Origin of the sequence: Curtobacterium sp. AB451 (assembly GCF_050585845.1) — a bacterium.
Lineage (GTDB): Bacteria > Actinomycetota > Actinomycetes > Actinomycetales > Microbacteriaceae > Curtobacterium.
Window position 1 is genome coordinate 211083 of record NZ_JBOBQG010000001.1, and the last position, 22715, is coordinate 233797.

At 72.0% G+C, this 22715-nt stretch carries 20 protein-coding genes; 7 read left to right on the forward strand and 13 right to left on the reverse strand.

The window, feature by feature from the left end; translation table 11 throughout:
* Positions 1–3: 3 nt before the first annotated feature.
* The 11 genes from ACQXVK_RS00990 to ACQXVK_RS01040 all read right to left on the reverse strand — a co-directional run bounded on the left by ACQXVK_RS00990 (position 4) and on the right by ACQXVK_RS01040 (position 13172).
* Positions 4–990 carry a DMT family transporter gene (locus ACQXVK_RS00990; RefSeq protein WP_430852386.1) on the reverse strand — a complete coding sequence of 329 codons (987 nt, stop codon included), beginning with the start codon at positions 988–990 and terminating at the stop codon, positions 4–6.
* Entirely contained in the window at positions 987–2888 is a 1902-nt protein-coding gene (locus ACQXVK_RS00995) for an amino acid transporter (protein ID WP_430852746.1), read from the reverse strand. The genes ACQXVK_RS00990 and ACQXVK_RS00995 overlap by 4 nt, the downstream gene beginning before the upstream one ends.
* Before the next feature lie 156 nt (positions 2889–3044).
* Positions 3045–3899, reverse strand: coding sequence for an ABC transporter permease (locus ACQXVK_RS01000; RefSeq protein WP_402264309.1), 855 nt, complete (start codon positions 3897–3899; stop codon positions 3045–3047).
* Positions 3896–4897, reverse strand: a complete 1002-nt coding sequence (locus ACQXVK_RS01005) for an ATP-binding cassette domain-containing protein (protein ID WP_430852387.1) — start codon at positions 4895–4897, stop codon at positions 3896–3898. Before ACQXVK_RS01005 ends, ACQXVK_RS01000 begins: the two co-directional genes overlap by 4 nt.
* 56 nt (positions 4898–4953) lie before the next feature.
* The gene (locus tag ACQXVK_RS01010) at positions 4954–5751 is read right to left on the reverse strand and encodes a hypothetical protein (protein WP_402264315.1); all 798 of its coding nucleotides are present in this window, start codon (positions 5749–5751) and stop codon (positions 4954–4956) included.
* 238 nt (positions 5752–5989) lie between these two features.
* Positions 5990–7573 carry an inositol monophosphatase family protein gene (locus ACQXVK_RS01015; RefSeq protein WP_416395899.1) on the reverse strand — a complete coding sequence of 528 codons (1584 nt, stop codon included), beginning with the start codon at positions 7571–7573 and terminating at the stop codon, positions 5990–5992.
* Positions 7570–8655: an ABC transporter ATP-binding protein gene (locus ACQXVK_RS01020; protein ID WP_430852388.1), complete on the reverse strand. Its 1086-nt coding sequence runs from the start codon at positions 8653–8655 to the stop codon at positions 7570–7572. Before ACQXVK_RS01020 ends, ACQXVK_RS01015 begins: the two co-directional genes overlap by 4 nt.
* A gap of 26 nt (positions 8656–8681) precedes the next feature.
* Positions 8682–9494 (reverse strand): ABC transporter permease, encoded by an 813-nt coding sequence (locus tag ACQXVK_RS01025; protein ID WP_022905612.1) that lies wholly within the window; start codon positions 9492–9494, stop codon positions 8682–8684.
* Entirely contained in the window at positions 9491–10510 is a 1020-nt protein-coding gene (locus ACQXVK_RS01030; protein WP_430852389.1) for an ABC transporter permease, read from the reverse strand. Before ACQXVK_RS01030 ends, ACQXVK_RS01025 begins: the two co-directional genes overlap by 4 nt.
* Positions 10507–11664 carry an extracellular solute-binding protein gene (locus ACQXVK_RS01035; protein WP_430852390.1) on the reverse strand — a complete coding sequence of 386 codons (1158 nt, stop codon included), beginning with the start codon at positions 11662–11664 and terminating at the stop codon, positions 10507–10509. The genes ACQXVK_RS01030 and ACQXVK_RS01035 overlap by 4 nt, the downstream gene beginning before the upstream one ends.
* A 557-nt stretch (positions 11665–12221) precedes the next feature.
* A complete protein-coding gene (locus ACQXVK_RS01040; RefSeq protein ID WP_430852391.1) occupies positions 12222–13172 on the reverse strand; it encodes a hypothetical protein in 951 nt (316 codons plus the stop codon).
* Between the two features lie 124 nt (positions 13173–13296).
* Between ACQXVK_RS01040 and ACQXVK_RS01045 the strand changes: the two genes are divergently transcribed.
* Complete coding sequence (locus ACQXVK_RS01045) at positions 13297–13719, forward strand: DUF3054 domain-containing protein (RefSeq protein WP_430852392.1); 423 nt, start codon at positions 13297–13299, stop codon at positions 13717–13719.
* Positions 13716–14729, forward strand: a complete 1014-nt coding sequence (locus ACQXVK_RS01050) for a LacI family DNA-binding transcriptional regulator (RefSeq protein ID WP_022905607.1) — start codon at positions 13716–13718, stop codon at positions 14727–14729. Before ACQXVK_RS01045 ends, ACQXVK_RS01050 begins: the two co-directional genes overlap by 4 nt.
* A gap of 314 nt (positions 14730–15043) precedes the next feature.
* Here the strand turns inward: ACQXVK_RS01050 and ACQXVK_RS01055 are convergent, their stop codons facing one another.
* Both ACQXVK_RS01055 and ACQXVK_RS01060 read right to left on the reverse strand, forming a co-directional pair.
* The gene (locus tag ACQXVK_RS01055; RefSeq protein ID WP_430852393.1) at positions 15044–15697 is read right to left on the reverse strand and encodes a spermidine/putrescine ABC transporter substrate-binding protein; all 654 of its coding nucleotides are present in this window, start codon (positions 15695–15697) and stop codon (positions 15044–15046) included.
* Between the two features lie 72 nt (positions 15698–15769).
* Entirely contained in the window at positions 15770–16711 is a 942-nt protein-coding gene (locus tag ACQXVK_RS01060) for a DUF3097 domain-containing protein (protein ID WP_402264336.1), read from the reverse strand.
* 80 nt (positions 16712–16791) lie between these two features.
* Here ACQXVK_RS01060 and ACQXVK_RS01065 point away from each other — a divergent pair, with 80 nt between their 5' ends.
* The 5 genes from ACQXVK_RS01065 to ACQXVK_RS01085 all read left to right on the forward strand — a co-directional run bounded on the left by ACQXVK_RS01065 (position 16792) and on the right by ACQXVK_RS01085 (position 22713).
* The gene (locus ACQXVK_RS01065; RefSeq protein WP_430852394.1) at positions 16792–17841 is read left to right on the forward strand and encodes a zinc-binding dehydrogenase; all 1050 of its coding nucleotides are present in this window, start codon (positions 16792–16794) and stop codon (positions 17839–17841) included.
* Positions 17842–18024: 183 nt separating this feature from the next.
* The gene (locus ACQXVK_RS01070) at positions 18025–19266 is read left to right on the forward strand and encodes an ROK family transcriptional regulator (RefSeq protein ID WP_430852395.1); all 1242 of its coding nucleotides are present in this window, start codon (positions 18025–18027) and stop codon (positions 19264–19266) included.
* Between the two features lie 158 nt (positions 19267–19424).
* Positions 19425–20780 carry an extracellular solute-binding protein gene (locus ACQXVK_RS01075; protein WP_430852396.1) on the forward strand — a complete coding sequence of 452 codons (1356 nt, stop codon included), beginning with the start codon at positions 19425–19427 and terminating at the stop codon, positions 20778–20780.
* A complete protein-coding gene (locus ACQXVK_RS01080) occupies positions 20780–21820 on the forward strand; it encodes a carbohydrate ABC transporter permease (RefSeq protein ID WP_022905600.1) in 1041 nt (346 codons plus the stop codon). Before ACQXVK_RS01075 ends, ACQXVK_RS01080 begins: the two co-directional genes overlap by 1 nt.
* On the forward strand, positions 21820–22713 hold the full coding sequence (locus ACQXVK_RS01085) for a carbohydrate ABC transporter permease (protein WP_022905599.1): 894 nt from the start codon (positions 21820–21822) through the stop codon (positions 22711–22713). The genes ACQXVK_RS01080 and ACQXVK_RS01085 overlap by 1 nt, the downstream gene beginning before the upstream one ends.
* The last annotated feature ends 2 nt before the right edge of the window (positions 22714–22715 follow it).

Below are 22715 nucleotides of genomic sequence, written 5' to 3' on the forward strand. Positions count from 1 at the left end.
CCGTCAGGCGCGCGTCCGCTCCGGCATCGCGAGCACCGCCAGGCCGACCACGACGAGCGCGATCCCGACCCAGCCGCCGACGCCGAGGTGCTCCCCCACCACGAGCACGGCGAGGACCGCCGCCACGACGGGCTCGAACAACGACAGCAGCGTCGCGACCGAGGCACGCACGGACCGCAGCCCGAGGGCGTACAGCGAGTGGCCGAGCACCGTCGGCACGAGCGCCAGGTACAGGAACACCGGCCAGTTCGACGCGACCCCGAGCGACGCGTGCCCGGCCACGACGGCGAGCACGACGAGCGGGAGGGCCGCCAGTCCGAAGACCGCCCCGACGAGGCCGCGCTCGCCCGACCGCGCCCGGACGACGATCTCGGCCCCCGGACCGCCGGGCAACGACACGCCACCCGGCAGCGCCCCGCGAGCGGACACCCCGCGCATGCCCCGCGCGACCGCCCACGAGTACGACGCGTAGGTCAGTCCGGCCAACAGCGCCGCCCCGAGTCCGAGCACGAGCGATCCACCCGCGCCGGAGCCCTCCGACCGCGCGAGCGTCACGACGACCATGCCGACCACGCTCACCAGGGTGGCGACGACCCACCGACGCGTGACGCGCCTGCCGTCGGCGACCCGCTCGACGAGCCCCGCGAAGACGGGTGACGACCCGATGGCCACCGTCGTGCCGAGCGCGACGCCCGCGTCGGCGAGGGCCGCGTAGAACGCGACGGCGTAGACGACGAGCGACACCGCGCCGACCAGCACCCACCGCCGGCTGGCGGGGTCCCGGATCGCACCCAGGGTTCCGCGACGGGCGCCGGCGGCGAGGACGAGTCCGCCCAGGCCGAACGTCACGGCACCGAACACGAACGCCGGGACGCCCGGCGCGAAGTGCGTCGCGGTGCCGGTGGTGCCCCACACGGCGGCGGCGACGAGGACGGCCGCGAGTCCGCCGGCTGGCCGGGAGGCGCGGCTCGCCGCCGTCCCGCCGGTCACGACACGTGGACGCTCGGTCGGCGGTTCACGTCGGGTTCGGCCTCGCGCAGGACCTCGCGCGTCACCGGGGCGACGTCGCCGACGCCGGTGAACACGAAGCGGATGGCGTTGCGGATGGGGCTGCCCTCGTTCCACTCGAAGTAGATGCTCGGCACCACCCCGGCGATGTCGCGGATCGCCAGCAGCGTCGACGCGATGGTGTTCGGCACGTTGCCGGAGCGCACCTTCAGCACGCGGTGGCCGTGGATGACGTGCCCCTCGACGACCAGGTCTTCCTCGAAGTCGGAGGAGTCGGCCGGCAGCACCTCGAGGAACATCGTCGGCACACGTGCCGGGATGCCCGAGTCGCGGCGCTCTTCGCGGCCCTTCGACCGGTACGCCTCGGCGGTGCCGGCACCGGGTTCGTTCGCGATGATGCAGACCGAGCTGAACTGGTCGGCGTCGGCCTCGACGAACTGGCGAGCGGTGGCGTCCAGCTCGATCGACGACGCCCGGAGCTCGAACGACCGACGGACGCGGGAGATGAGCGACACGACGACGATCGCGATGATGAAGATCGCGGCGATCCGCACACCGTCCGGGCGCTCGATGACGTTCGCGACGGTCGTGTACACGAAGACCACGGCGATGATGCCGAACCCGATCGTCCGCTTCTTCTGCTGCTTGCGCCGGGCCGACAGCGTCACGGCGACCGCGGCGCTCGTGATGAGGACGAGCACGCCGGTCGCGTAGGCACCGCCCTGCGCGTCGACGTTGGCCTGGAAGATGATCGTGATCACGAAGGCGATCAGCGTGAAGATGATGACGAGCGGCCGGGTCGCCCGCGCCCACTGCGGCGCCATGCCGTAGCGGGGCAGGAACCGGGGCACGAGGTTGAGCAGGCCTGCCATCGCGCTCGCACCCGCGAACCACAGGATCGCGACCGTCGAGAAGTCGTACACCGAGCCGAACACCCCGCCGAGGTACTCGTGCGCCAGGTACGCCAGGGCACGACCGTTCGCCCCGCCACCTGGCTGGAACTCCTGCTGCGGGATGAGGAAGGTCGTGACGATCGACGAGGTGATGAGGAACGAGCTCATGATCACGGCGGCGACGGTGAGCAGGCGCTTCGTCCCGCGGATGCGTCCCTCGGGCCGGGGTCCGGCGCCGTCGGTGGCGTCGCCCCGGACCTGGGGCATCACCGCGACGCCGGTCTCGAAGCCGGACAGGCCGAGGGCGAGCTTCGGGAACACCACGAGCGCGATGCCGATCATCACCAGCGGGTTGCTGTGCTGGGCGGTCAGGCCGCTCCACCAGTCGCTCGCCACCATCGGGTGCTCGAACACGTGCCACAGGGACACCCCGACGACGACCGCGTTGAGGACGAGGTACACCGCGACGAGCCCCACGGCGATGCCGATGGCCTCCTTGAAGCCGCGGAGGAACACCACCCCGAGCAGGAGCAGGAGCGCGAGGGTGAGCGGCACGGGGATCTCGGTGAACCAGTGCGGCGTGAAGGGATTCTCGGCGATGTGCGCCGTCGCGTCCGCCGCGGACAGCGTCATCGTGATCATGAAGTCCGTCACGGCGAACCCGAGCAGCACGAGCACGAAGAGCTTGCCGGCCCACCAGGGCAGGAGCTTCTCGAGCATCATGATCGACCCGGCGCCCCGGAAGCTGTCCTGCGCGACGCGGCGGTACACCGGCAGTGCGCCGAACAGCGTCACGAGCACGAGCACGATCGTCGCGATCGGCGAGAGGAGCCCCGCCGCGAGCGCGGCGATCGCGGGCTGGTACCCCAGGGTGGAGAAGTAGTCGACGCCCGTGAGGCACATGACGCGCCACCACGAGTGGGTCTTCTCGACCTCGACCTGGTGCGGCCCCTGGTGCGAGGCGCCCTGGTCGGCCCCGTGCAGCATCCAGCGACGCACACGGGTGCTGCGGTCGAGGGGAGGTTCGGTCGCGTCGTGGTCCGCGGCCCGCTCGGCGTCTGTCGCGGTCACGGAGACGATGCTAAGCCGTCCTGGGGACCGCACGCGCACATCCGGTCGACACGGTGGAGAACCTGCCCGTGCCTACTTCGAGCTGATCCGCGTGTACTTGTTCACCGACCACGGCACGAACACCACGAGCATGACCGCGATGCCGATCAGGACGGTCACCACCGGGTGCTGCATCGTCCAGATGTCCGGCACGGGCGCCGAGCCGACGTTGCCGAACAGTTCCCGCGCGGCCTGCACGAGGGACGACACTGGGTTCCACTCCGCGAACACCCGCAGCACGAGCGGCAGCGTGTCGCTCGGGACGAACGCGTTCGAGATGAAGGTCAGCGGGAAGAGGATCATGAACGAGGCGTTGTTGATCACCTCGGGCGTCTTGACGCTCATGCCGAGCAGCGCCATCACCCAGCTGAACGCGTAGCTGAACAGCAGGAGCAGACCGATGCCGGCGAGGAACTCGAGCGGCGACGAGTTCACCCGCCACCCGACCGCGAGCCCGGTGAGCATCATGATCGCCATCGAGATCCCGTTGAGCACGAGGTCGGAGTTCGTGCGGCCGACGAGCACCGCGGACGCCGACATCGGCAGCGTGCGGAACCGGTCGATGAGCCCTTCCTTGAGGTCCTGCGCCATCGCCGAGCCCGAGAACGTGGCGCCGAACACGACGGTCTGCGCGAAGATGCCCGCCATCAGGAACTGCGTGTAGTCGGTCCCCTGCACCTGGATCGCGCCGCCGTAGACCTGGCTGAAGAGCAGGACGAACATGATCGGCTGCAGCACGGCGAACACGAGCATGTCCGGCGACCGCTTGATCTTGATGAGGTTCCGCTTCGTGACCGTCCAGCCGTCCTCGAGCCAGACGGCGGCGGGCGAGGTGACGACGACGGGCAGCTGGCGTCCGAGTGCCGTGGGGGTCGTGGTGGCGGTCATCGTGCCGCCTCCTTCTGCTTGGTGGCCGCGGGTTCGACGGCATCGTCGTCCGTCGCGGCGTGGCCGGTGAGCCGGAGGAACACGTCGTCGAGGGTGGGGCGACGCATGCCGGCGTCGTGCAGCGCGATGCCGGCGTCGCCGAGGTCCGCGAGCACGCGCTGGAGCGCCGAGGGCCCGGCCTCGACCGCGACGGCGTGGGTGCGGCCGTCACCAGAGGCCTCGACCTCGCCCACGCCGTAGCGGCGGAGGACGGTCGTGGCTGTGTCGGCGTCGGACTCGTCGACCAGGGTCACGACGACGCGGTGGCCGCCGACCTGGGCCTTCAGCTGGTCGGAGGTGCCCTCGGCGATGACGGTCCCGCCGTCGATCACCGCGATGTCGTCGGCGAGCTGGTCCGCCTCTTCCAGGTACTGGGTGGTGAGGAGCACGGTCGTGCCGTCCGCCACGAGCCCCTCGATGATGCCCCAGAGCGCGAGTCGGCTGCGCGGGTCGAGGCCGGTCGTCGGTTCGTCGAGGAACAGCACCCTGGGGTTCATCACGAGGGCGCCGGCGAGGTCGATCCGCCGCCGCATCCCGCCGGAGAAGCCCTTCACGGGGCGGTCCCCCGCCTCGGCGAGGTCGAACACGTCGATGAGCTCACGCGCCCGTTCGCGGGCCGTCCGCCGGCCGAGGTGGTACAGCCGACCGATCATCTCGAGGTTCTCGAACCCGGTGAGGTTCTCGTCGACGGCGGCGTACTGCCCGGACACACCGATCGACCGGCGGGTCGCCTGCGGATCGGCGATGACGTCGATCCCGTCGATGGTCGCCGTGCCGGTGTCGGGCGTGATGAGCGTGGTCAGCACCTTGACCGTCGTCGTCTTGCCGGCGCCGTTCGGCCCGAGCAGGGCCTTGACGGTCCCCTGCGGCACCACCAGGTCGAGCCCGGCGAGTGCGTGCACCGGGCCGGACTTCGATCGGTAGGTCTTGGTCAGCCCGGAGGCTTCGATGATGGCCATGTCGCTCCCTTGTCGAGCATGGAACACGTCGGTGGGTCGGTGCCGCCCGCGACGCGCTACACGTCGAAGTCGCCACCGAAGTCGCTGAAGCCACCGCCGAAGTCGGATCCGCCGTCGCCCCAGCCCGCGTTGTCGAACCCGCCGCCGTCGGACGCGCCTGCGTCGGACGCTCCGCCGTCACCGGGGTCGGCACCAGTGTCCTCCGAACCACCGTCACCCGCAGCATCGGTACCGCCGTCGAACGATCCGGGGTCCGGCAGGAAGGCACTCATGATGGCGGAGCCGATCACGTAGCCGGCGACCGTACCGAGGATCGAGGCGCCGATCATGCTGCCGAACGAGGGTCCGGAGCGCTGCCCGGCACCGCCGAACATCCCGCCGCGACCGTTCCCGACACCACCGAGCGACCGCTCCATGAACCCGGGCTGCCGGATCTCCGAGCGCGTCGCGGCCTGGGCCAGCGACCGCGGGTCGTCGCCTCGCGGGGCCTCGCCGGCGGGGGCGGACCGGGTGAACTCGTCGAAGACCATCCGGCGCTGCTCGTCCGTCAGCTTCGCGAACGCCTCGGCGTGGACCTCCTCGATGCGCTCCGGCGGCGCCGTGCGGAGCAGGTAGCGGTAGCGCTCGACCGCGCGCTCGTCGTCGGTCGACGCCTGGCCACCCGAGGGTGCGCCGCCACCCCACTGCGGCGTGCCGTACCGGTCGCCGGTCGCCGGGGTGCCCGTGGCGGGCTGCTGGTAGGACTGCTGGCCGTAGCGGTACCCCTGCTGCTGCGGCTGCCCCCACTGGTTCTGCTGCGCGGCGCCGTTCTGGTCGCGCTCGGGGCGTCCGAGCAGGCGGTCGAGGAATCCCATGGTCGATGCTCCTTCGGGTGCGCACCGCCAGCGGCGGAGCCGTGCGTCCCGCCGGCGGCGGGACCGTGCGGCCCGCCGTCGAGCGGTGCCGTGGACTGCCACCCTAGGGAGCGCCGACGACCACTGACTGAACGCACGCACAGAGTCCCCCGAGAGCCGGCGGTGCGAGCGCACCGGAGCGTGGGACGGGAGGCGCGGTGCGGGCCTGCACCGCGCCTCCCGTCCCACGACGCGTGCGTCACCCGGCGGCGAGCGCCGCCGTCCACACCGCGTGGAGTTCGTCCGCCGCGCCCGGGTGCGCCACGAGGAACGGCTCCCCCACCGGCGGGAAGCCCTCGACCGCACCCTCCCGGGTCAGCACGACCCCACCGGCCTCGTGGACGAGCAGGACCGCCGCGCCGTGGTCGACCGGGTTGAACGCCGACACGCAGCCGCCGATCCCCCGTCCGGCCGCGACCTGCGCGATCGTGAGCGTGCCGGACCCCTGCACCCGCAGCGTGCACGACCGGTCCGCGAGGGCGTCGAGGAACGCCCCGAACCCGGGCCACGGCCGGTGTCCGTCGAGCTCGGTGCCGACGACGGCGCCGGCGAGTGCCCGTGGTGCGTCGTCGAGGCGCAGCGTCCGGTCGCGGAGGGTGGCCCCGCGTCCGCTCCGGGCCTCGAGCACCTCGCCCCGCCACGGGTCCGCGACGACACCGACGAGCGGCCGGCCGCCACGGGTGAGGCAGAGCGACATCGAGGTCCACGGCACCCCGTTCGCCAGGTTCGTCGTGCCGTCCACCGGGTCGAGGTACCAGCGGTGCCGGTCACCGGGGGCCGCGCCGTACTCCTCGCCGGTGAACCCGTGCGTCGGGAACGCCATCCGCACCCGGGACCGCACGTGCTGCTCGACGAGCCGGTCGACGTCGGTGACGAGGTCGGCCGGGTGCGCCTTGGTGGCGACCTCGCCGACCGGGTGCTCCCGGGTGAACGCGATCACCTCGTGCGCGAGCCGGTGCGCCAGGGCCTGCGCGCGCGACGCGACCTCGGTCTCGGTCGGCTCGCGGTCCGGCTCCGGCCAGCCGTCGCGTTCGGCCCGGGCCAGGGCGGCACGGATCGCGGCGACGTCGTTCGTCGTGATCGAGTCGACGCCGGCCGTGGCTGCCCAGACGGCCGGTTCGGCGTCGTCGAGGGTCCAGACCGAGACGCGCAGTCCGAGGTCGCGGGCGGCACGGACGGTGCGCGGGGTGAGGAACGCGAGGTCGAGGTTCAGCGTCGAGGGAGTGAGGGCGACCAGGTCCGCCGCGGTCGGCGGGTCGAGCGACTCCCACGCGAGCCAGACGTCGGCGTCCGGCAGGACCTCGCGGACCGCGGCCATGGCCGCCGGCGCACCGCACCACGCGACCCCGGTGCCCGCCCGGGACGCGGCGACGGTCCGGGCGGCGACCCGCGCGTCCTCGGGGTCGGTCAGGTCGACCAGCAGCGAGCTCCGGCACCCGTCGAGTCGCTCGAGGACGGCGTCGAGGCGCGGGATGCGGTCGAGTCCGTTCCCGAGCCGGGCGACGTCGCACCAGTCCACCTCGGACACCCGTCGGGCGTCGCCCCACAGCCGGCCGAGGGTCTCGTCGTGGAGCAGGACCGCGACGCCGTCGGCCGTCCGGCGGACGTCGACCTCGATGGTCTCGGCGCCGAGCGCCTCGGCGACCGCGATGGCGGGCAGCGTGTTCTCACGGCGGACGCGCGGTGCGCCGCGGTGCGCGACGAGCAGTGGGACCCGCGGGCCCCGCGACGGCTGCGGGTCGGTCCGCCGGTCCGTCGGGGCCGAGACCTCCTGCGTGGTCACCGTGCGGCCTCGACGAGCACGCCGTCGCGGTGGACGAGCACGTCGCCGATCCGCACGCCGGTCTCGGTGCCGACGACCGGCGGGACGCCGGTGACGTACGCGCGGAGCTCGGCGCCGTCCGCGGCGAGCACCACCTCGGCGAAGTGTCCGCGCACGAGGACCCGCACCACGGTCGCCCGGAGCGGCGCACCGTCGGCGAGCGCCACCTGCTCGGGCCGGACGAGGACCGTGTCGCCGGGGCGCGTCACGACCCCGGTGGCGGCGAGGAAGCGACCCGAGACGACGCTCGTCGACCCGATGAACGACGCCACGAACCCGGTGGCGGGCCGGGCGTACAGCTCGGTGGGCGCCGCGATCTGCTCGATGCGGCCGTCGTGCATCACAGCGATCCGGTCGGAGATGCTGAGCGCCTCGTCCTGGTCGTGCGTGACGACGACGGTCGTGATGCCGAGGCGCTGCTGGATGCGGCGGATCTCGTCGCGGACGCTCACCCGGAGCTTCGCGTCGAGGTTGGACAGCGGCTCGTCGAGGAGCAGGACGTCGGGCTCCTGCACGATCGCCCGGGCGAGGGCGACCCGCTGCTGCTCGCCGCCGGAGATGGCGGTCGGGCGCGAGCCGGCGTGGTGCGCGAGCCCGACGAGCTCGAGGGCGTCCCGGACCCGCTCGGCGACCCGCTGTTTCGGCACGCGACGGGTCCGGAGCGGGAAGGCGACGTTCTGCGTCACGGTCATGTGCGGCCAGAGCGCGTAGTTCTGGAACACCATCGCACTCGGTCGACGCTCCGGTCCGAGGGCCGTGACGTCGCGGTCGCCCATCGTGACGGTCCCGGCGTCGGCGGCGAGGAACCCGGCGACCATGCGGAGCGTCGTGGTCTTGCCGCACCCGGACGGGCCGAGGAGCGAGACGAGCTCGCCCTTCGCCACGTCCAGGTCGATGCCCGCCACGACGTCGCGCCCTCCGAGGGTCTTCCGCAACCCCCTGACGGTCAGGCCGCCGGTGCGGGTGGCGTCCGGCCGGTCAGCCGGGTGGTCGTGGGCCGGGAGGCGCGGTGCGCGTTCCGCGACGAGCGCGTGCTCCGTCATGGGGTCGCCTTTCGAGCTGGTGGTGGTCATCGGATCTGGAACCCGTCCGCGAGCCGGCCGCCCATGATGTGCTTCCGCGCGAGCGTCATCAGCACGATCGACGGGATGCTCAGCGCGATCGCGAACACGGCCGACACCTGGCGCGGCGAGTTCAGGACGAGCGAGTACATCGCGGTTGGCATGGTCATGTAGGTCGGGGCGCCGACGAGGTAGGTGCCCTGGGCCTCGTCGAACGAGGCGAGGAAGCTCATCACCACGGCGACGAGGATGCCGGGCCAGGCGATCGGGAACGTGACGCTCCAGAACGTGCGCCACCGGCTCGCACCGGCGTCGCGGGCGGCCTCCTCGAGGGCGCGCGGCACGGCCGAGAACGCCGCGGCCGGGAGCCAGGTCATGAACACCACGCACCCGAGCACGTGCACGATGAGGATGCCGGTGACGGTGTTCATCAGGTTCAGCGCCGTGAACATCGCCGACATCGTCACGAACAGCCCCATCTTCGGGAAGGCGTTCGTGGCGAACAGCCCGACGAGCACGAGGCGCCGCCCGGGGAACTCGATGCGGCTGATCGCCCACGCGGCCGGCAGGCAGACGACCGCGGCGATCCCGACCGTGAGCGGGGCGAGCACGAGGGAGTTCTGGATCGCGACGCCGAGGGTCGGGTCGTCGAAGACCCGCCCCCACCACTGGAGCGTCCACCCGTCCGGCAGCAGGTTCGGGTAGGTCCACGTCGTCGCGAACGCCCGTGCGGCGAGCCAGAGCAGCGGCCCGGCGATGAAGACCGCCAGGACGACGGCGGTGGCCCAGACGAGGGCGGTCCCGGTCACGCGTGCGATCACGACTGCGCCTCCTTGTTCGTGTCGGCCAGCTCACGGGCGTTCGCCCGCACCGTCGACCGGAGGTAGAACACGCTCGCGGCGGCGGCGAACGCGAACACGATGAACGCCATCGCGGTCGACTGCTGCGGCCGGTTGTAGGCCTGGAAGTACTTCGAGATGTCGACGCCGAGCATCGTCGGCGCGTTCGGGCCGGTGAAGTACGGGACGGTGAACGACCCGAGCACCCCGATCACCGTGAAGGTCGTCGCGATCACCAACGGGGTCTTCGCCATCGGCAGGAGCACCTGCCAGACGACACGCCACGTGCTCGCGCCGGCGTCCTTCGCGGCCTCGACCAGGGCGTCGGGGGTCCCCTGCAGCGCGCCGGCGATCATCAGCACCGCGAACGGCAGGCTCGTCCAGACGCTGCCGAACACGACCGCGACGAGGGTGTACCCCCACACCGGCACGTCGAGTCCGACCTGTGCGCCGAGGCTCCGCAGGAAGCCCTGCGCGTCGGTGAACGTCAGGATCGACCAGCTCGCGATCACCACCGGGACGAAGATCGGGACCACCGCCAGCACGCTCAGGGTCTTGCCGAGGACCCCGCCCCGGAGCCGCAGGATCACGGCGACGACCACGGCGAGCGCGACGGTCAACCCGGTCGACAGCGCCGTGACGCCGAGGGTCGCCACGAGGTCCCGGAGGAACGTCGGGTTGCCGAGCAGCGTGCCGTAGACCGCGAGGGAGAACCCGCGCACGGTGTCGCCGCCGATGTCCGCGAGCGCCTGGTTGAGGCCGCCGGTGAACCCGAGGCTGAAGAGCGCGGCGTTGACGACCGGGACGCCGACGAACAGCACGACGACGAGGACGGGTGCCGCGACGAGCGCGAGGCCGGTCGCCCGTGCGCGACGCGCCTGGCGACTCCGGAGCGCGCGCCGGTCCGTCTGGTGGGGCGCGTCCTGGACCGGTGGCGGGGCGGGCGGGAGGCCCGTGGCGGACGCGCCACGGGCCTCCCGGTCGGCGACCTGGGTCACTGCGGGACCTTCGCGTCCCACGCCGCGTTCATGTCCGCGGCGAAGTCGCTCTGGAAGCCGAGCCGGAGGTTCGACGGGTCGGCGTCGGCGAACTGCTCCGAGACGGACTTCGGGAGCGAGTCCAGCGGGATCACCGGGTAGCCCGAGACGGCACTCGCGACGAGCTGCTGCCCGGACGAGCTGAGGACGAAGTCGGCGAGCTCCTCGGCCGCACGCTTCTGCGCGGTGGGCTCGGTCTTCGGGATGCCGAGGAAGCTCGCGCTGCCCGTGAACGACGGGTCCGCGATCTGCACCGCCTTGATCGTCTTCGGGATGATCCCGGTCTTCTGCGAGGTGATGAACTGGTCACTCCACACCGGCGCCATCGAGATCTGGCCGGACCCGAGCATCTGGACGACCTGGTCGTTGCCGTTCGGGTAGACACCCTTCTGGTACATCGACGGGCCGAGGTCCTTGAGGGCCTGGAACCCCTTGTCCCACTCCGACTCGAGGGACTTGTCGTACGAGGTCTGCATCGTCTCCTGCTCGGAGTCCGACAGGTACTTCGCGAGGACCGTCGCGACGAACGACCCGCCGGAACCGCCCGACGAGGGCGAGTTGTAGGCGAACTGGCCCGGGTTGGCGCGGATCCAGGCGAGGAGGTCGTCGAGGGTCTTCGGCGGGTCCGTCACCTTCTTCGAGTCGTAGGCGAGCAGGACGCTCGAGGCGCGGTACGGGATCGCGCTCGTGCCGCCCTGCTGCTTGGTGGCCTCGGGGACGTTCGCGAGGTTCGGGATGCTCGTGGCACTGACCTTCGTGAGGAGTCCGGCCTTGCCGGCGGTCGAGACGAAGCCCGCGTCGACGAGGTCGTACGCCACGCGCTTGCCCGCCTTGACCGCGGTGGCGAGGTTCGCCTGGGTCTGGGCGTCGTGCTCGCCGTGCAGGTCGATGCTCGTGCTGACGTGGATCGTCGGGTGCTGCTTCTCGAACGCGGGGATGAGCGACTTCTCCCAGAGGTCCTGGACGTTGGTGTCGCCGCTGATGAACACGGTGAGGTCGGTCGTGCCGCTGCTGGGGTCGGCGGCGTTCGAGGCGTTGGCGCTCTGCACGCAGCCGGACAGTGCGACGGTCGCGGCGGCGGCGATCGCGAGGCCGGCGAGGGCTCGGGTCTTCACGGTGGTGGTCTCCCTGGGTCGTGGGGGTGTGCGGGGTGGGACTGGGGTGTGCGGGGTCGCCCGGTGGTGTGCGGGGTGGGACTGGGGTGTGCGTGGTGGGACTGGGGTGTGCGGGGTGGGACTTGGGTGTGCGGGGTCGCGCGGTGGGGTTCGTCCGCGGGGTGGGGCTCGCGCGGTGACCCGGTGCGGGAACGTTCCCGCACCGAGGTCGAGTGTCGCGCTGCCGGGTGAACGCGAGGTACCGCGAGGGTCGCCCCCGGGTGAACTCCGCGCGGCGCGCCCGGCGCTGTGCTCCTTCCACCGCACGGTGCGCCCTCCGTCACTCGGTGCGAGGTTGCCCGCTCCGTGCCCGCCTACAAGCTCGCGCCGAGCGGGCAACCCGCCCGCCGCCCGCGGGCGCCGCACGGTGCGCCCTCCGCCACTCGGTGCGAGGTTGCCCGCTCCGTGACTGCCTACAAGCTCGCGCCGAGCGGGCAACCCGTCCGCCGCCCGCGGGCGCCGCACCGTGCGCCCGCGCCCGACCCCGAACAAGTCCGCACCGTGCGCGGACAGTTCCCTCAGCGCGACATCCGCACGCCGGCTTGGCGGAGCTTCGCCCGCAGGACCCATTCGTTCAGCAGGTCCGACCAGGTCAACCGGAGCATCCTGCGCACCTCCGGGAACGCACGGAGCCGGTCCTCGCGGAGCTTCTCGTCGACCAGCGCCTCCTGCGGTGTCCGCCCGTGCAGGTACTCGCTGCGCTGGTACTTCACGGAGCCGTCGAACTCGACGACCACGCCCGACTCCGGGAACCAGAAGTCCACGACGATGTCCGGCTCGCCCGCCGAGCGGAATCGGTGTTGGAGGACCGGCGCCGGCGTCCCGAACTGGTCGAACCGAGCCCGCGCGTACGACTCCCCCGGCGAGCCCGAGGCCGCGTCGGCGAACTCGACCACGCGGAGCGCACGCCGCCGCCCCTTCTGTCCCCGCCGTGCCACGGCCGCTCGCACCAGTTCCCGTTCGACCGCTCGGCAGAGGAGCGCATCGAGGGCGACGACCGCGTCGGCGAAGGGCAGCGTCAGCGCGAGGTCCGTCGCGAGCCGCTCCAGCCCGCACAGCAGCAGACCGTCCGAGGTCGTCACGACCGGGCGGTTCCACTCGGGATCGAGGTCGGCGTGGACGACGAAGGTGGCGTTCGTCGTCCGTCGGTCCGCGCCGGTCGAGGTCACGTGGACGCGGGTCGGCGGCGGGGTGAGGAGCGGCACGCCGAACACCACGGCCGCGGACACGTGCGACACGAGGTCCCCGTCTTGGATCCGATCCGCGAACGAGCGCACCCGGACGAGGTGCTGCTCGCTGGAGCGGAGAGCCGCCCAGCCCGCGGACTCGGCGTACAGACCACGGGCGACCCGGGTGAGTTCTCCCGCCGCGGCCCGGCGCCGGATGACGTCGGACTCGTCCGGCCGCCGTGCTGACGTTCGGTGGGTGAGGACTTCGGGGACCGGTGCGAGGTTGAGGTTCGTCGACATGCCCCGATGTTCCGGAGTTCCCCGAACGGGCGAGGCGTCGGACCAAAGCCCTGTGGACGGTTCGCCCCGCTGCCCAGGATGTGGAGGGATGAGCCCGGCCGCAGAACGCTGCGAGAATGTGGGAGTGAACACACGCACCTGGGGTTGGCTCGCAGCCGTCATCGACGTCGTCCTCATCGTCGTCTTCGCGCTCATCGGCCGTTCCTCGCACGGTGAGGGCAACAGCGCACTGGGGGTCTGGACGACGGCCTACCCGTTCCTCGCGGGCTGGGCGATCGCCTACGTCACGAGCGGCGCGTGGTCGCGGCCGCTGCGGTTCTGGCCGACCGGCGTCGTCGCCTGGATCCTCACGGTGTTCGTGGGCATGGCGATCCGCGTCGCCACGGGCCAGGGCGACGTCGACGGCAACCCGCTGCCGATCTCCTTCGTCATCGTCGCGACGATCGTGCTCGGTGTGTTCCTGCTCGGCTGGCGCGCCGTCGTCCGCGGGATCCTCCGACTCCGCGCACCCCGCTCCCGGCAGGACGCCGCAGCGACCGACGCGTGAACGGCAGCCGCGGGTCCCAGCCGACCATCCTCGACGTCGCCGCACGGGCGGGTGTCTCGAAGTCGGCGGTGAGCCGCGTCCTCTCCGGCACCGGGCGGTTCTCCGACGAGACACGAGAGCGGGTCGAGCGCGCAGCCGCCGAGCTCGGGTACGTCGCCAACGCGATGGCGCGCGGCCTCGTCAGCGGACGCACGCACACCATCGGGATGCTCGTCCGCGACGCCTCGTCGATGGTGTACGCCGCGCTGCACGCCGTGATGGAACGCCGTGCCTCGGAGCTCGGCTACCGCGTGGTCACCACGACGGGCGTCGGACGGGTCGAGGACGAGAAGAGCGCCCTCGCCGCGCTCGTCTCGATGCGGGTCGACGGCCTCGTGGTCTGCAGCGGGCTCATGCCGGCGACCGACATCGCGGAGTTCGCCCCACGGATCGCCACGGTGGTCGCCGGACGGCCCGAACTGCACCCCGCACTGTCGAGCGTGTACTGCGATGAGGTCGGAGGCGGTGCAGCCATCGCGGACGCCGTCGCCGACGCCGGGCACACGACGGTCGCCGTGCTGACCGTCCCGCTCGGCGACGCGATCACGCAGCACGCGCGTTCGGCGGCGATGCTCGAGCGACTTCGAGCGCGCGGCACGCGGGTCATCGACATCGACGCCAGCTTCGTGCGACCGCCCGGCGACGTCGCGGCCGACATCGTCGGTGCGATGCAGGAGTCGGACGTCAGCGCGGCGATGTGCCCGACGGACCGACTCATGCTCGACGTCTGCGAGGCGCTCGGCCACCGCGGGGTCGAGGTCCCGCGCGACCTGTCCGTCACCGGCTTCGACGGGGTCTACCCGCTGGCGAGCGACTGGATCGGCTTCACGACCCTGCAGCAGCCGATCGAGCGCATCGGCCGCGAGGCGATCGACCTCGTCATCGGCCGCATCGACGACCCCGCGCGTCCTGTCGAGCACCGCTCACTGCGCGGCACGGTGATCGCCGGCCGCACACTCCTCCCGCGCTGAGGGACGAACCACGCACGGTGCGGGCTCCGCGGTCCCGTGCCGGCTTGGCCGAACCCGCACGGTGCGACGTGCGTCGGACGGTGCGCTCTTCGTCGTCCGGTGCAGGGTTCGCCAGACCCGCACCGTGCGAGGTTCGCCAGCCCGTGCAGTGACGACGGCATGGTGCGGCGCCAGAAGGGCGCACGGAGCGAGCAACCTCGCACCGGCCGACCGGATCCGCACCGTGAGAGTCGCGCCTCGGCATCCGCGCGCCGCGCCGCCGCGGGCCCCCGCGCCGCGCCTCGGCAGCCGCGCCGCCGCCGCCGCACCCCGCGTCAGAACAAGCCGGAGCGGGGCGCCTCCTCCGGGCCGTCGAACCCGCGGAACATGTCGGACACGAGCGCCTCGATCTGCGGCTCGACCAGCCGCTCCACGGCCTCGGCGATCCGCGGACGGTGGTCGATCAGCGCCAGGCACACGGCCGTGCCCGTGGCCCTTGCGCACTCGTCGGAGAGCTCGATCTCGTGCCGGAGCGCCGCCTTCGCCTCGTCCGACAGCGGCTCGCGCGGCGCCTGCTCCGCCGCCCCGGTACCGGTCAGCTCGCCGAGCGTGAACAGGAACGGCTCCCCCGGTGAGGGCTCGGGGTCGACGTCGAGCCCCTGGAACTCCGGCTGCAACCCCTCGGTCGGTTGGTACCCGGCGTGCCGCTTCCGCGCGTCCGCCCGCTCGAGCTCACGCTGCAGCAGCGGCAGGTTCTTCGCCGTGTAGTCGTCGACGGCGTCCTCGATGATGGTCGAGATGCGCCCGATCAGCGCGTGCTGGACCGCGTGCGGCACGTCCGGTCCGAAGCCCGCCGCCGAGGCGATCGGCGACCCCGTGCACTTCCGACAGATCCGGGTGCGGGGCCGCGCGGTGCCGATCTGCCACCGTGGCAGCCAGCGCAGCCAGACCTCGACAGCGCTCCGCACGCGTCCGTCGATGCCGTCCATGCCCCAACAGTAAGCCTGGAGGCGCGGATCACCCCCGCCATCCGGCGCGCGCGCACGAAACGGTCGGGTCCGTCAGCCCGTCGGTTCCGTCACGAAGTCGATGAGTTCCTCGACGCGGCCGAGGAGCTCCGGCTCCAGGTCGGCGAACGTGCGCACCTGCCCGAGGATCCGCTGCCACGCCCGGGCGATGTCGGCCTGCTCGGCGGCGGGCCAGCCGAGCGCCTGGCAGATGCCCTTCTTCCACTCGATCGAGCGCGGGATCGTCGGCCACGCCTGCAGCCCCACGCGAGCGGGCTTCACGGACTGCCAGACGTCGACGAACGGGTGTCCGACGACGAGCACGTGCGCGCCCCACTTCCCGCGCGTCACGGCGTCGGCGAACCGGGACTCCTTCGACCCGGGCACGAGGTGGTCGACGAGCACCCCGACACGACGGTCGCGCGTCGGCTGGAACTCGTCGAGCACGTCGGCGAGGTTGTCCACGCCGGAGAGCTCCTCGACGACGACGCCCTCGACGCGGAGGTCGGCTCCCCAGACCTTCTCGACGAGCTCGGCGTCGTGCTTGCCCTCCACCATGATCCGGGAGGGCAGGGCCACCCGCGCACGCTGCGACTCCACCGCGAACGATCCGGACGCGGTGCGGAGGCGACCGCCGTCGGAGGCGTGCCGCACCGCCGGGGCCGAGCCGCGCCTCCCGGCACCCGCACCACCCGCCGGGCCCGCACCCGCACCACCCGCCGGGCTCCGCCGCCCCACCGGCGCCTGCGGGCGTCCCAGGGTGACGAGCTCGCCCTCGAGCAGGAACTGCCCGCCGAACGGGAACGAGCGGGTGCGCCCCTTCCAGTCCTCGAGCTCGACGGTGCCGGCCTCGAGCCGGACCACGGCGCCGGCCCAGCCGGTCACGGGGTCCTCGAGGACCATGTCCCGTTCGAGCGGCACCTGCCGCACCTTCTGCACCCCGCGCGAGCGCCAGTCGCCCGAGAGCACGTCACTGCCGTACCGGTCGTCGTCCACCCGCACGAGGGTACTGTCGTCCTCGGCCCGGACGACGTCGACGGGCCGGACACCCCACCATCTCGACGGAAGGCCCACCCGTGCGCGCTGCCATCATCCACGCCCCGAACGACATCCGCGTCGAGGACCGCGACCAGCCCGAGCTCCTCACGCCGAAGGACGCCGTCGTCAAGGTCGTCGCGGCGTGCGTGTGCGGCTCGGACCTCTGGCCGTACCGCGGCGTCACCGAGACGAAGGCGTCGCACGGGATCGGTCACGAGCTCGTCGGCGAGGTCGTGGCGGTCGGCGTCGACGTGCACGACCTGCACGTCGGCGACTTCGTCATCTCCCCCTTCACCATGAACGACGGCACCTGCCAGGCCTGCCGCCACGGCATGACGACCGGCTGCGAGCACCTGTCCGGCTTCGGCGGGAAGGACGCCTACGGCGACCCGGTCGGCGGCGCGCAGGCCGAGTACGTCCGCATCCCGGACGCGGCCGCGACGCTCGTCGCGGTCCCCGGCCCGGTCGACCCGGCGCTCGTGCCCTCCCTGCTCACGCTGTCCGACGTCTTCTCCACCGGGCACCACGCCGCGGTCTCGGCGGCGGTCGGTCCGGGCAAGACCGTCGTCGTGGTGGGCGACGGCGCGGTCGGGCTCTCCGCCGTCCTGGCCTCGAAGCGGCTCGGCGCCGAGCGCATCATCGCGATGAGCCGGCACGCGGACCGCCAGGCGCTCGCCCGCGAGTTCGGGGCGACGGACGTCGTGTCGGAGCGCGGCGCGGAGGGCGTCGCGGCGATCCGTGCGCTGCTCGGCGGCGACCTGGCGGATTGTGCGGTCGAGGCGGTCGGCACCGAGGAGAGCATGGACCAGGCGCTGCACTCGGTGCGTCCGGGCGGCAACCTCGGCTTCGTCGGGGTCCCGCACGGGGTGCCGACGATCGGCACGCGGTACCTCTTCGACACGAACATCACCGTCGCGGGCGGCATGGCCCCGGCGCGGACGTACATCCCAGAGCTGCTGCCCGACGTGCTCTCCGGCGCGATCGAGCCCGGCCGCGTCTTCGACCTCGAGCTCCCGCTCGACGAGGCCGCCGAGGCGTACCGGGCGATGGACGAGCGCCGGGCCATCAAGGTGCTGCTCCGCCCGTAGGCGCGGCACGCTGGGCCGGGAGGCGCGTGGCGGGGCCGACCCGCGCCTCCCGGCCCGCGGTGCGCGCGTCCAGGGCCGCGATCCGTGCGTGCAGGGCGGCTCGCGTTTCGCGCAGCAGAACGCGTGTTTCGAATCGGTAAACAAACCTTTCAGTAAAGAAGGTTGTCCGTTACAGTCCTCGACATGACCACTCGAGGACGCACCCCCGGCCAGCCCGGCCTCCTCCGTGTGCTCAACGACCGCGCGGCGCTCGAGCTCCTGCTCGACGACGGGCCGCTCACCCGAAACGAAATCGCCCAGCGGACCGGACTGAGCAAGCCCACCGCTGCCGAGATCATCCGGCGACTCGAAGCAGCGGCACTCATCCGAGAAGCCGGCACCGCACCGCAGGCCGGTCGCCGCGGTCCGAGCGCCGTCGTGTACGAGGCGATCACCGACCGCGACCTCGCGGTGGCGGTCGACGTCCAGCTCGTCGACGTCCGCAGCACCGTGGTGGACGCCGCCGGCCGGACCTTCCCGGTCGCGACCCACACGATGTCCCCGACCGAGATGCGTGCGCCCGGCGCCGACATCGTCGCCGCCGCGATCTCCCGTGCGGCTGCTGCCGCCGACGTCGACCCTGACCTCGTCACCGCGGTCGCCGTGGGTGTCCAGGCGAGCGTGGACCACGCGACCGACACCCTCATCTTCACCGACGGGCTGCCCGGCTGGCCCCGCGACCGGGTCGCCGCGACCCTGTCCGCGGCGCTCGGGGTGCGGGTCGTCATCGAGAACGACGCCAACCTCGCCGCCATCGCCGAACGCAACATGGGCGCGGGGCGGACCCCGGGCTCGTTCGCCCTGTTCTGGATGGCAGAGGGCCTCGGCATGGCCCTCGACCTCGGCGGCCACCTGCACACCGGCGCCTCCGGGGCAGCCGGCGAGATCGGCTACCTCGGCGTGCCCGCAGCGGCCCGCTCCATCGACCCGACGGCCACGATCGTCGCGGACCTCATCTCCGAGTCCGCGATCATCGCTCTCGCCGCCGAACACGGGATCACGGCACCGGACGGCACCGCAGCCGACTGGCGCCAGGTGCTCCCGCAGCTGCCCGGACTCCCCGAGCAGCACCCGTTCACCACCGCCCTCGGCGAGCGCGTCGGGCACAACGTGCTCCCCGCCCTCGCCGTCGCCGATCCCGAGACGGTCGTGCTGCACGGCCCGACCGGGATCGCGGGCGGACCCGCCCTGGCCGCCGCCGTGACCGCCTGGCTCCGGACCCGCACGCGCTGGTCCACCGCCGTCGTGGCACCCGGCGTCCCCGACACCCCCGTCCTGCACGGTGCGCGCCACGTCCTCATCGACGTCGTCCGCACCGCGCTCGCGGACCGGCTCGAGCGCATCAGTGACGATGTGCCCGCGCCGGACCCCGTCGAGCGCCCCTGACCAGCACCACCCCACCCGCACCACTCGAGGCACCACAACCCGGCCCTGTCCCAGGGCTCTTCGGCGCGCCCGGAACCGGTGCCGCACGCTCGGATCCGTCCGGCGTGCGGCACCGCGACCGCACCGCGTCGGAGCGAGACCAGAGAGCGAGTACCGCAGTGTCCCTCCCCCAACCGAACGTCCCGCGCCGGACCGTCCGCCGCATCGTCACCGCGACGGCCGTCGCCGCGGTCGGCGCCCTCGTCGTCGCCGGCTGCAGCTCCGGCAGCAGCGCCGACTCGATCGACAAGACCGCGCCGAAGGAACTCACGGGCACCGTGTCCCTCTGGCACTTCTTCACCGGGCGCGAGGCCGGTGTCGTGAAGAGCGCCGTGGCCGGCTTCGAGCAGGCGAACCCCGGCGTCACGGTGGACATCCACGCCGGCCAGGACGACGAGAAGCTGCAGAAGGCGATCTCGTCCGGCCAGAACATCGACGTGGGCCTGTCGTACTCGACCGCCATCGTGGGCAGCTTCTGCTCGTCCGGTGCCTTCCGTGACCTCTCGCCGTACATCGAGCGCGACAAGGTCGACCTGTCGGACATCCCGAAGGCCGTGCGGTCGTACACGCAGTACAAGGGCACCCGGTGCACGCTGCCTGCCCTCGCCGACGTCAGTGCGTTGATGTACAACAAGCCGCTGCTCGAGAAGGCCGGGATCGACGCTCCGCCGAAGACCCTCGACGAGCTGAAGACCGACGCGCTGAAGCTGACGACGTACAACGCCGACGGGTCGATCAAGCAGCTCGGCTTCAACCCGCTCATCGACTTCTACGAGAACTCCCCCGAGCACTGGGCACCGATGGTCGACGGGTCGTGGCTGGACGGCAAGGGCAACAGCGTCATCGGCACGTCCGCCGCCTGGAAGAAGCTCATCACCTGGCAGAAGGACTTCGTCGACGAGATCGGGTACGACAAGCTCAAGGCCTTCACCTCGGGCCTCGGGCAGGAGTTCGCGGCCGACAACGCGTTCCAGACCGGCCAGGTCGCGATGCAGATCGACGGCGAGTACCGCACGGCGTTCATCAAGGACCAGAAGCCGGACCTCGACTACGGCACCGCGCCGACGCCGGTGATGGACGGCCTCGGCCACTACGGATCGACCTACATCGCGGGCAACGTCGCGGGCATCGCCAAGGGCTCGAAGCACCCCGAGCTCGCGTGGGCGCTGCTCAAGTACCTCTCCACGAACACCGACGCGCAGGTCACGATGGGCAACGGGTTGAAGAACATCCCGACGCTCACCTCGGCGCTGCAGTCCCCCGACCTCGAGGTCGACGAGAACTACAAGACCTTCGTCGACGTGGCGGGCAACGCGGACACGATGACCTCGCCCGGCACCGCAGACGGCGCCGCGTACATCGGCACGTTCACGAAGTTCTGGCAGGCGTACCAGGAGAACGGCGGGAACCTCGACGCCAAGCTCAAGCAGCTCGACTCCGACATCGACAACGCCAACCAGCTGGCTGGTCCGTGATGAGCGTCACCACCAAGACGACCGGCCGGGAGGCGCGGCTCGCCCGCGCCGCCCGGCCCACGGCCCCGACGGGGTCCGGTCCGGTGCCCCCGACGGCTCCACGGCGCCGGCCCCGCTCCGCCGAGTCGCGGCGTCGGCTCGTCGCCCTGACGATGCTGGCGCCGGCCCTGGCGGGCCTGGTGATCTTCTTCGCCTACCCGCTCGTCGCGTCGGTGTTCTACTCGTTCACCCGCTACAACCAGCTGCAGGAACCCGAGTTCGTCGGCCTGCTGAACTACCGGTTCCTGTTCACGCAGGACCCGCAGATCGGCCCCGCGGTCGTCAACACCCTGTGGTTCGTGGTCATCCTCGTACCGGTCCGGATCGTCTGCGGCCTGCTCGTCGCGGGACTCCTCAGCCGGGCGAAGACGGCCACCGGGTTCTGGCGGACGCTGTTCTACCTGCCCGCACTGGTGCCGCCGGTCGCGAGCGTCGTCGCGTTCGTGTTCCTCTTCAACCCGGGGACGGGGCCCGTCAACCAGATCCTGCGGGTCTTCGGGATCGACGGGCCGCTGTGGTTCAACGACCCGGCGTGGTCGAAGCCCTCGCTCGTGATCATGGGCGTCTGGGTGATGGGCGACATCATGATCATCTTCCTGGCGTCGCTGCTCGACGTGCCCCGCGACCTGTACGAGGCGGCGTCGCTCGACGGTGCGAACGGCGTCCAGCAGGTGCGGCACATCACGCTGCCGACGATCGCCCCGGTCATCGGCTTCGCGGTCGTCACGGGGGTGATCGCCGCTCTGCAGTACTTCACCGAGGCGGCGGTCGCGTCGGGCGTCGCGAGCGGCAAGGCGACCATCGGGGGCGGGACCGCGGCGCAGCTCGGCTACCCGGGCACCTCGCTCCTGACCTACACCGAGCTGCTCTACCAGCACGGTTTCGCGAACTTCCAGTTCGGCTACGCGTCCGCGATGGCCGTGGTCCTGTTCGTCATCACCGCGATCGTGCTCGTGCTCACGATGCGCCGGATCAGCGTGTTCCGACCGGAGGAGTCCTGATGACCGCCGTCTCCCAGTCCCCGCTCGCCCGGGCTCCCCGCGGCGCGGCACCCGGTGCTGCTCGCGGCCCGCGCCGGAGCGTGCTGCTCTGGATCGCGGAACACGCGGTCCTCGTGGCACTCGGCGTGCTGACGATCGCCCCGATCGTGTTCGTGGTCCTGACCTCGCTCATGTCGAGCAACCAGGCACTCACCGCGTCGATCCTGCCGCGCCCGTTCGACTTCTCGAACTACGGCCGGGTCTTCACCGAGCTGCCGCTCGCGCAGTGGTTCGGCAACTCGTCGATGTACGCGGTGCTCGCCACCGCGTTCATGCTGGTCAGCTCGGTCCCGGCGGCGTACGCGCTCGCCCAGATCCGGTTCCGGGGCGCGAACCTGGTCTTCACGGTGATCATCGTCGCGATGCTCCTGCCCCCGCAGGTGACCGCGGTGCCGGTCTACGTGATGTGGTCCGAACTGCACCTGACCGGCACGCTCTGGCCGCTCATCCTGCCGAACCTGCTCGGCGACGCGTTCAGCATCTTCCTGCTCCGTCAGTTCTTCATGACGATCCCGAAGGAGTACGGGGACGCCGCCCGCATGGACGGCTGCAGCGAGTGGGGCGTGCTCTGGCGGGTCGTCGTGCCGATGGCCCGGCCCGGCATCGCGTCGGCGGCGATCTTCATGTTCTTCCACTCGTGGAACGACTACTACGGCCCGCTGCTGTACGCGTCCGAGAACCAGGCCGCCTGGCCGGTGGCGTACGGGCTCGCCACGTTCCGCGGCCAGCACGGCACCGACTGGTCGATGACGATGGCGATGACCGTCGTCGTCATGGTCCCCGTCGTCGTCATCTTCTTCTTCGCACAGAAGGCATTCGTCGAGGGCATCGCGCTCACCGGCGTGAAGGGATAGCA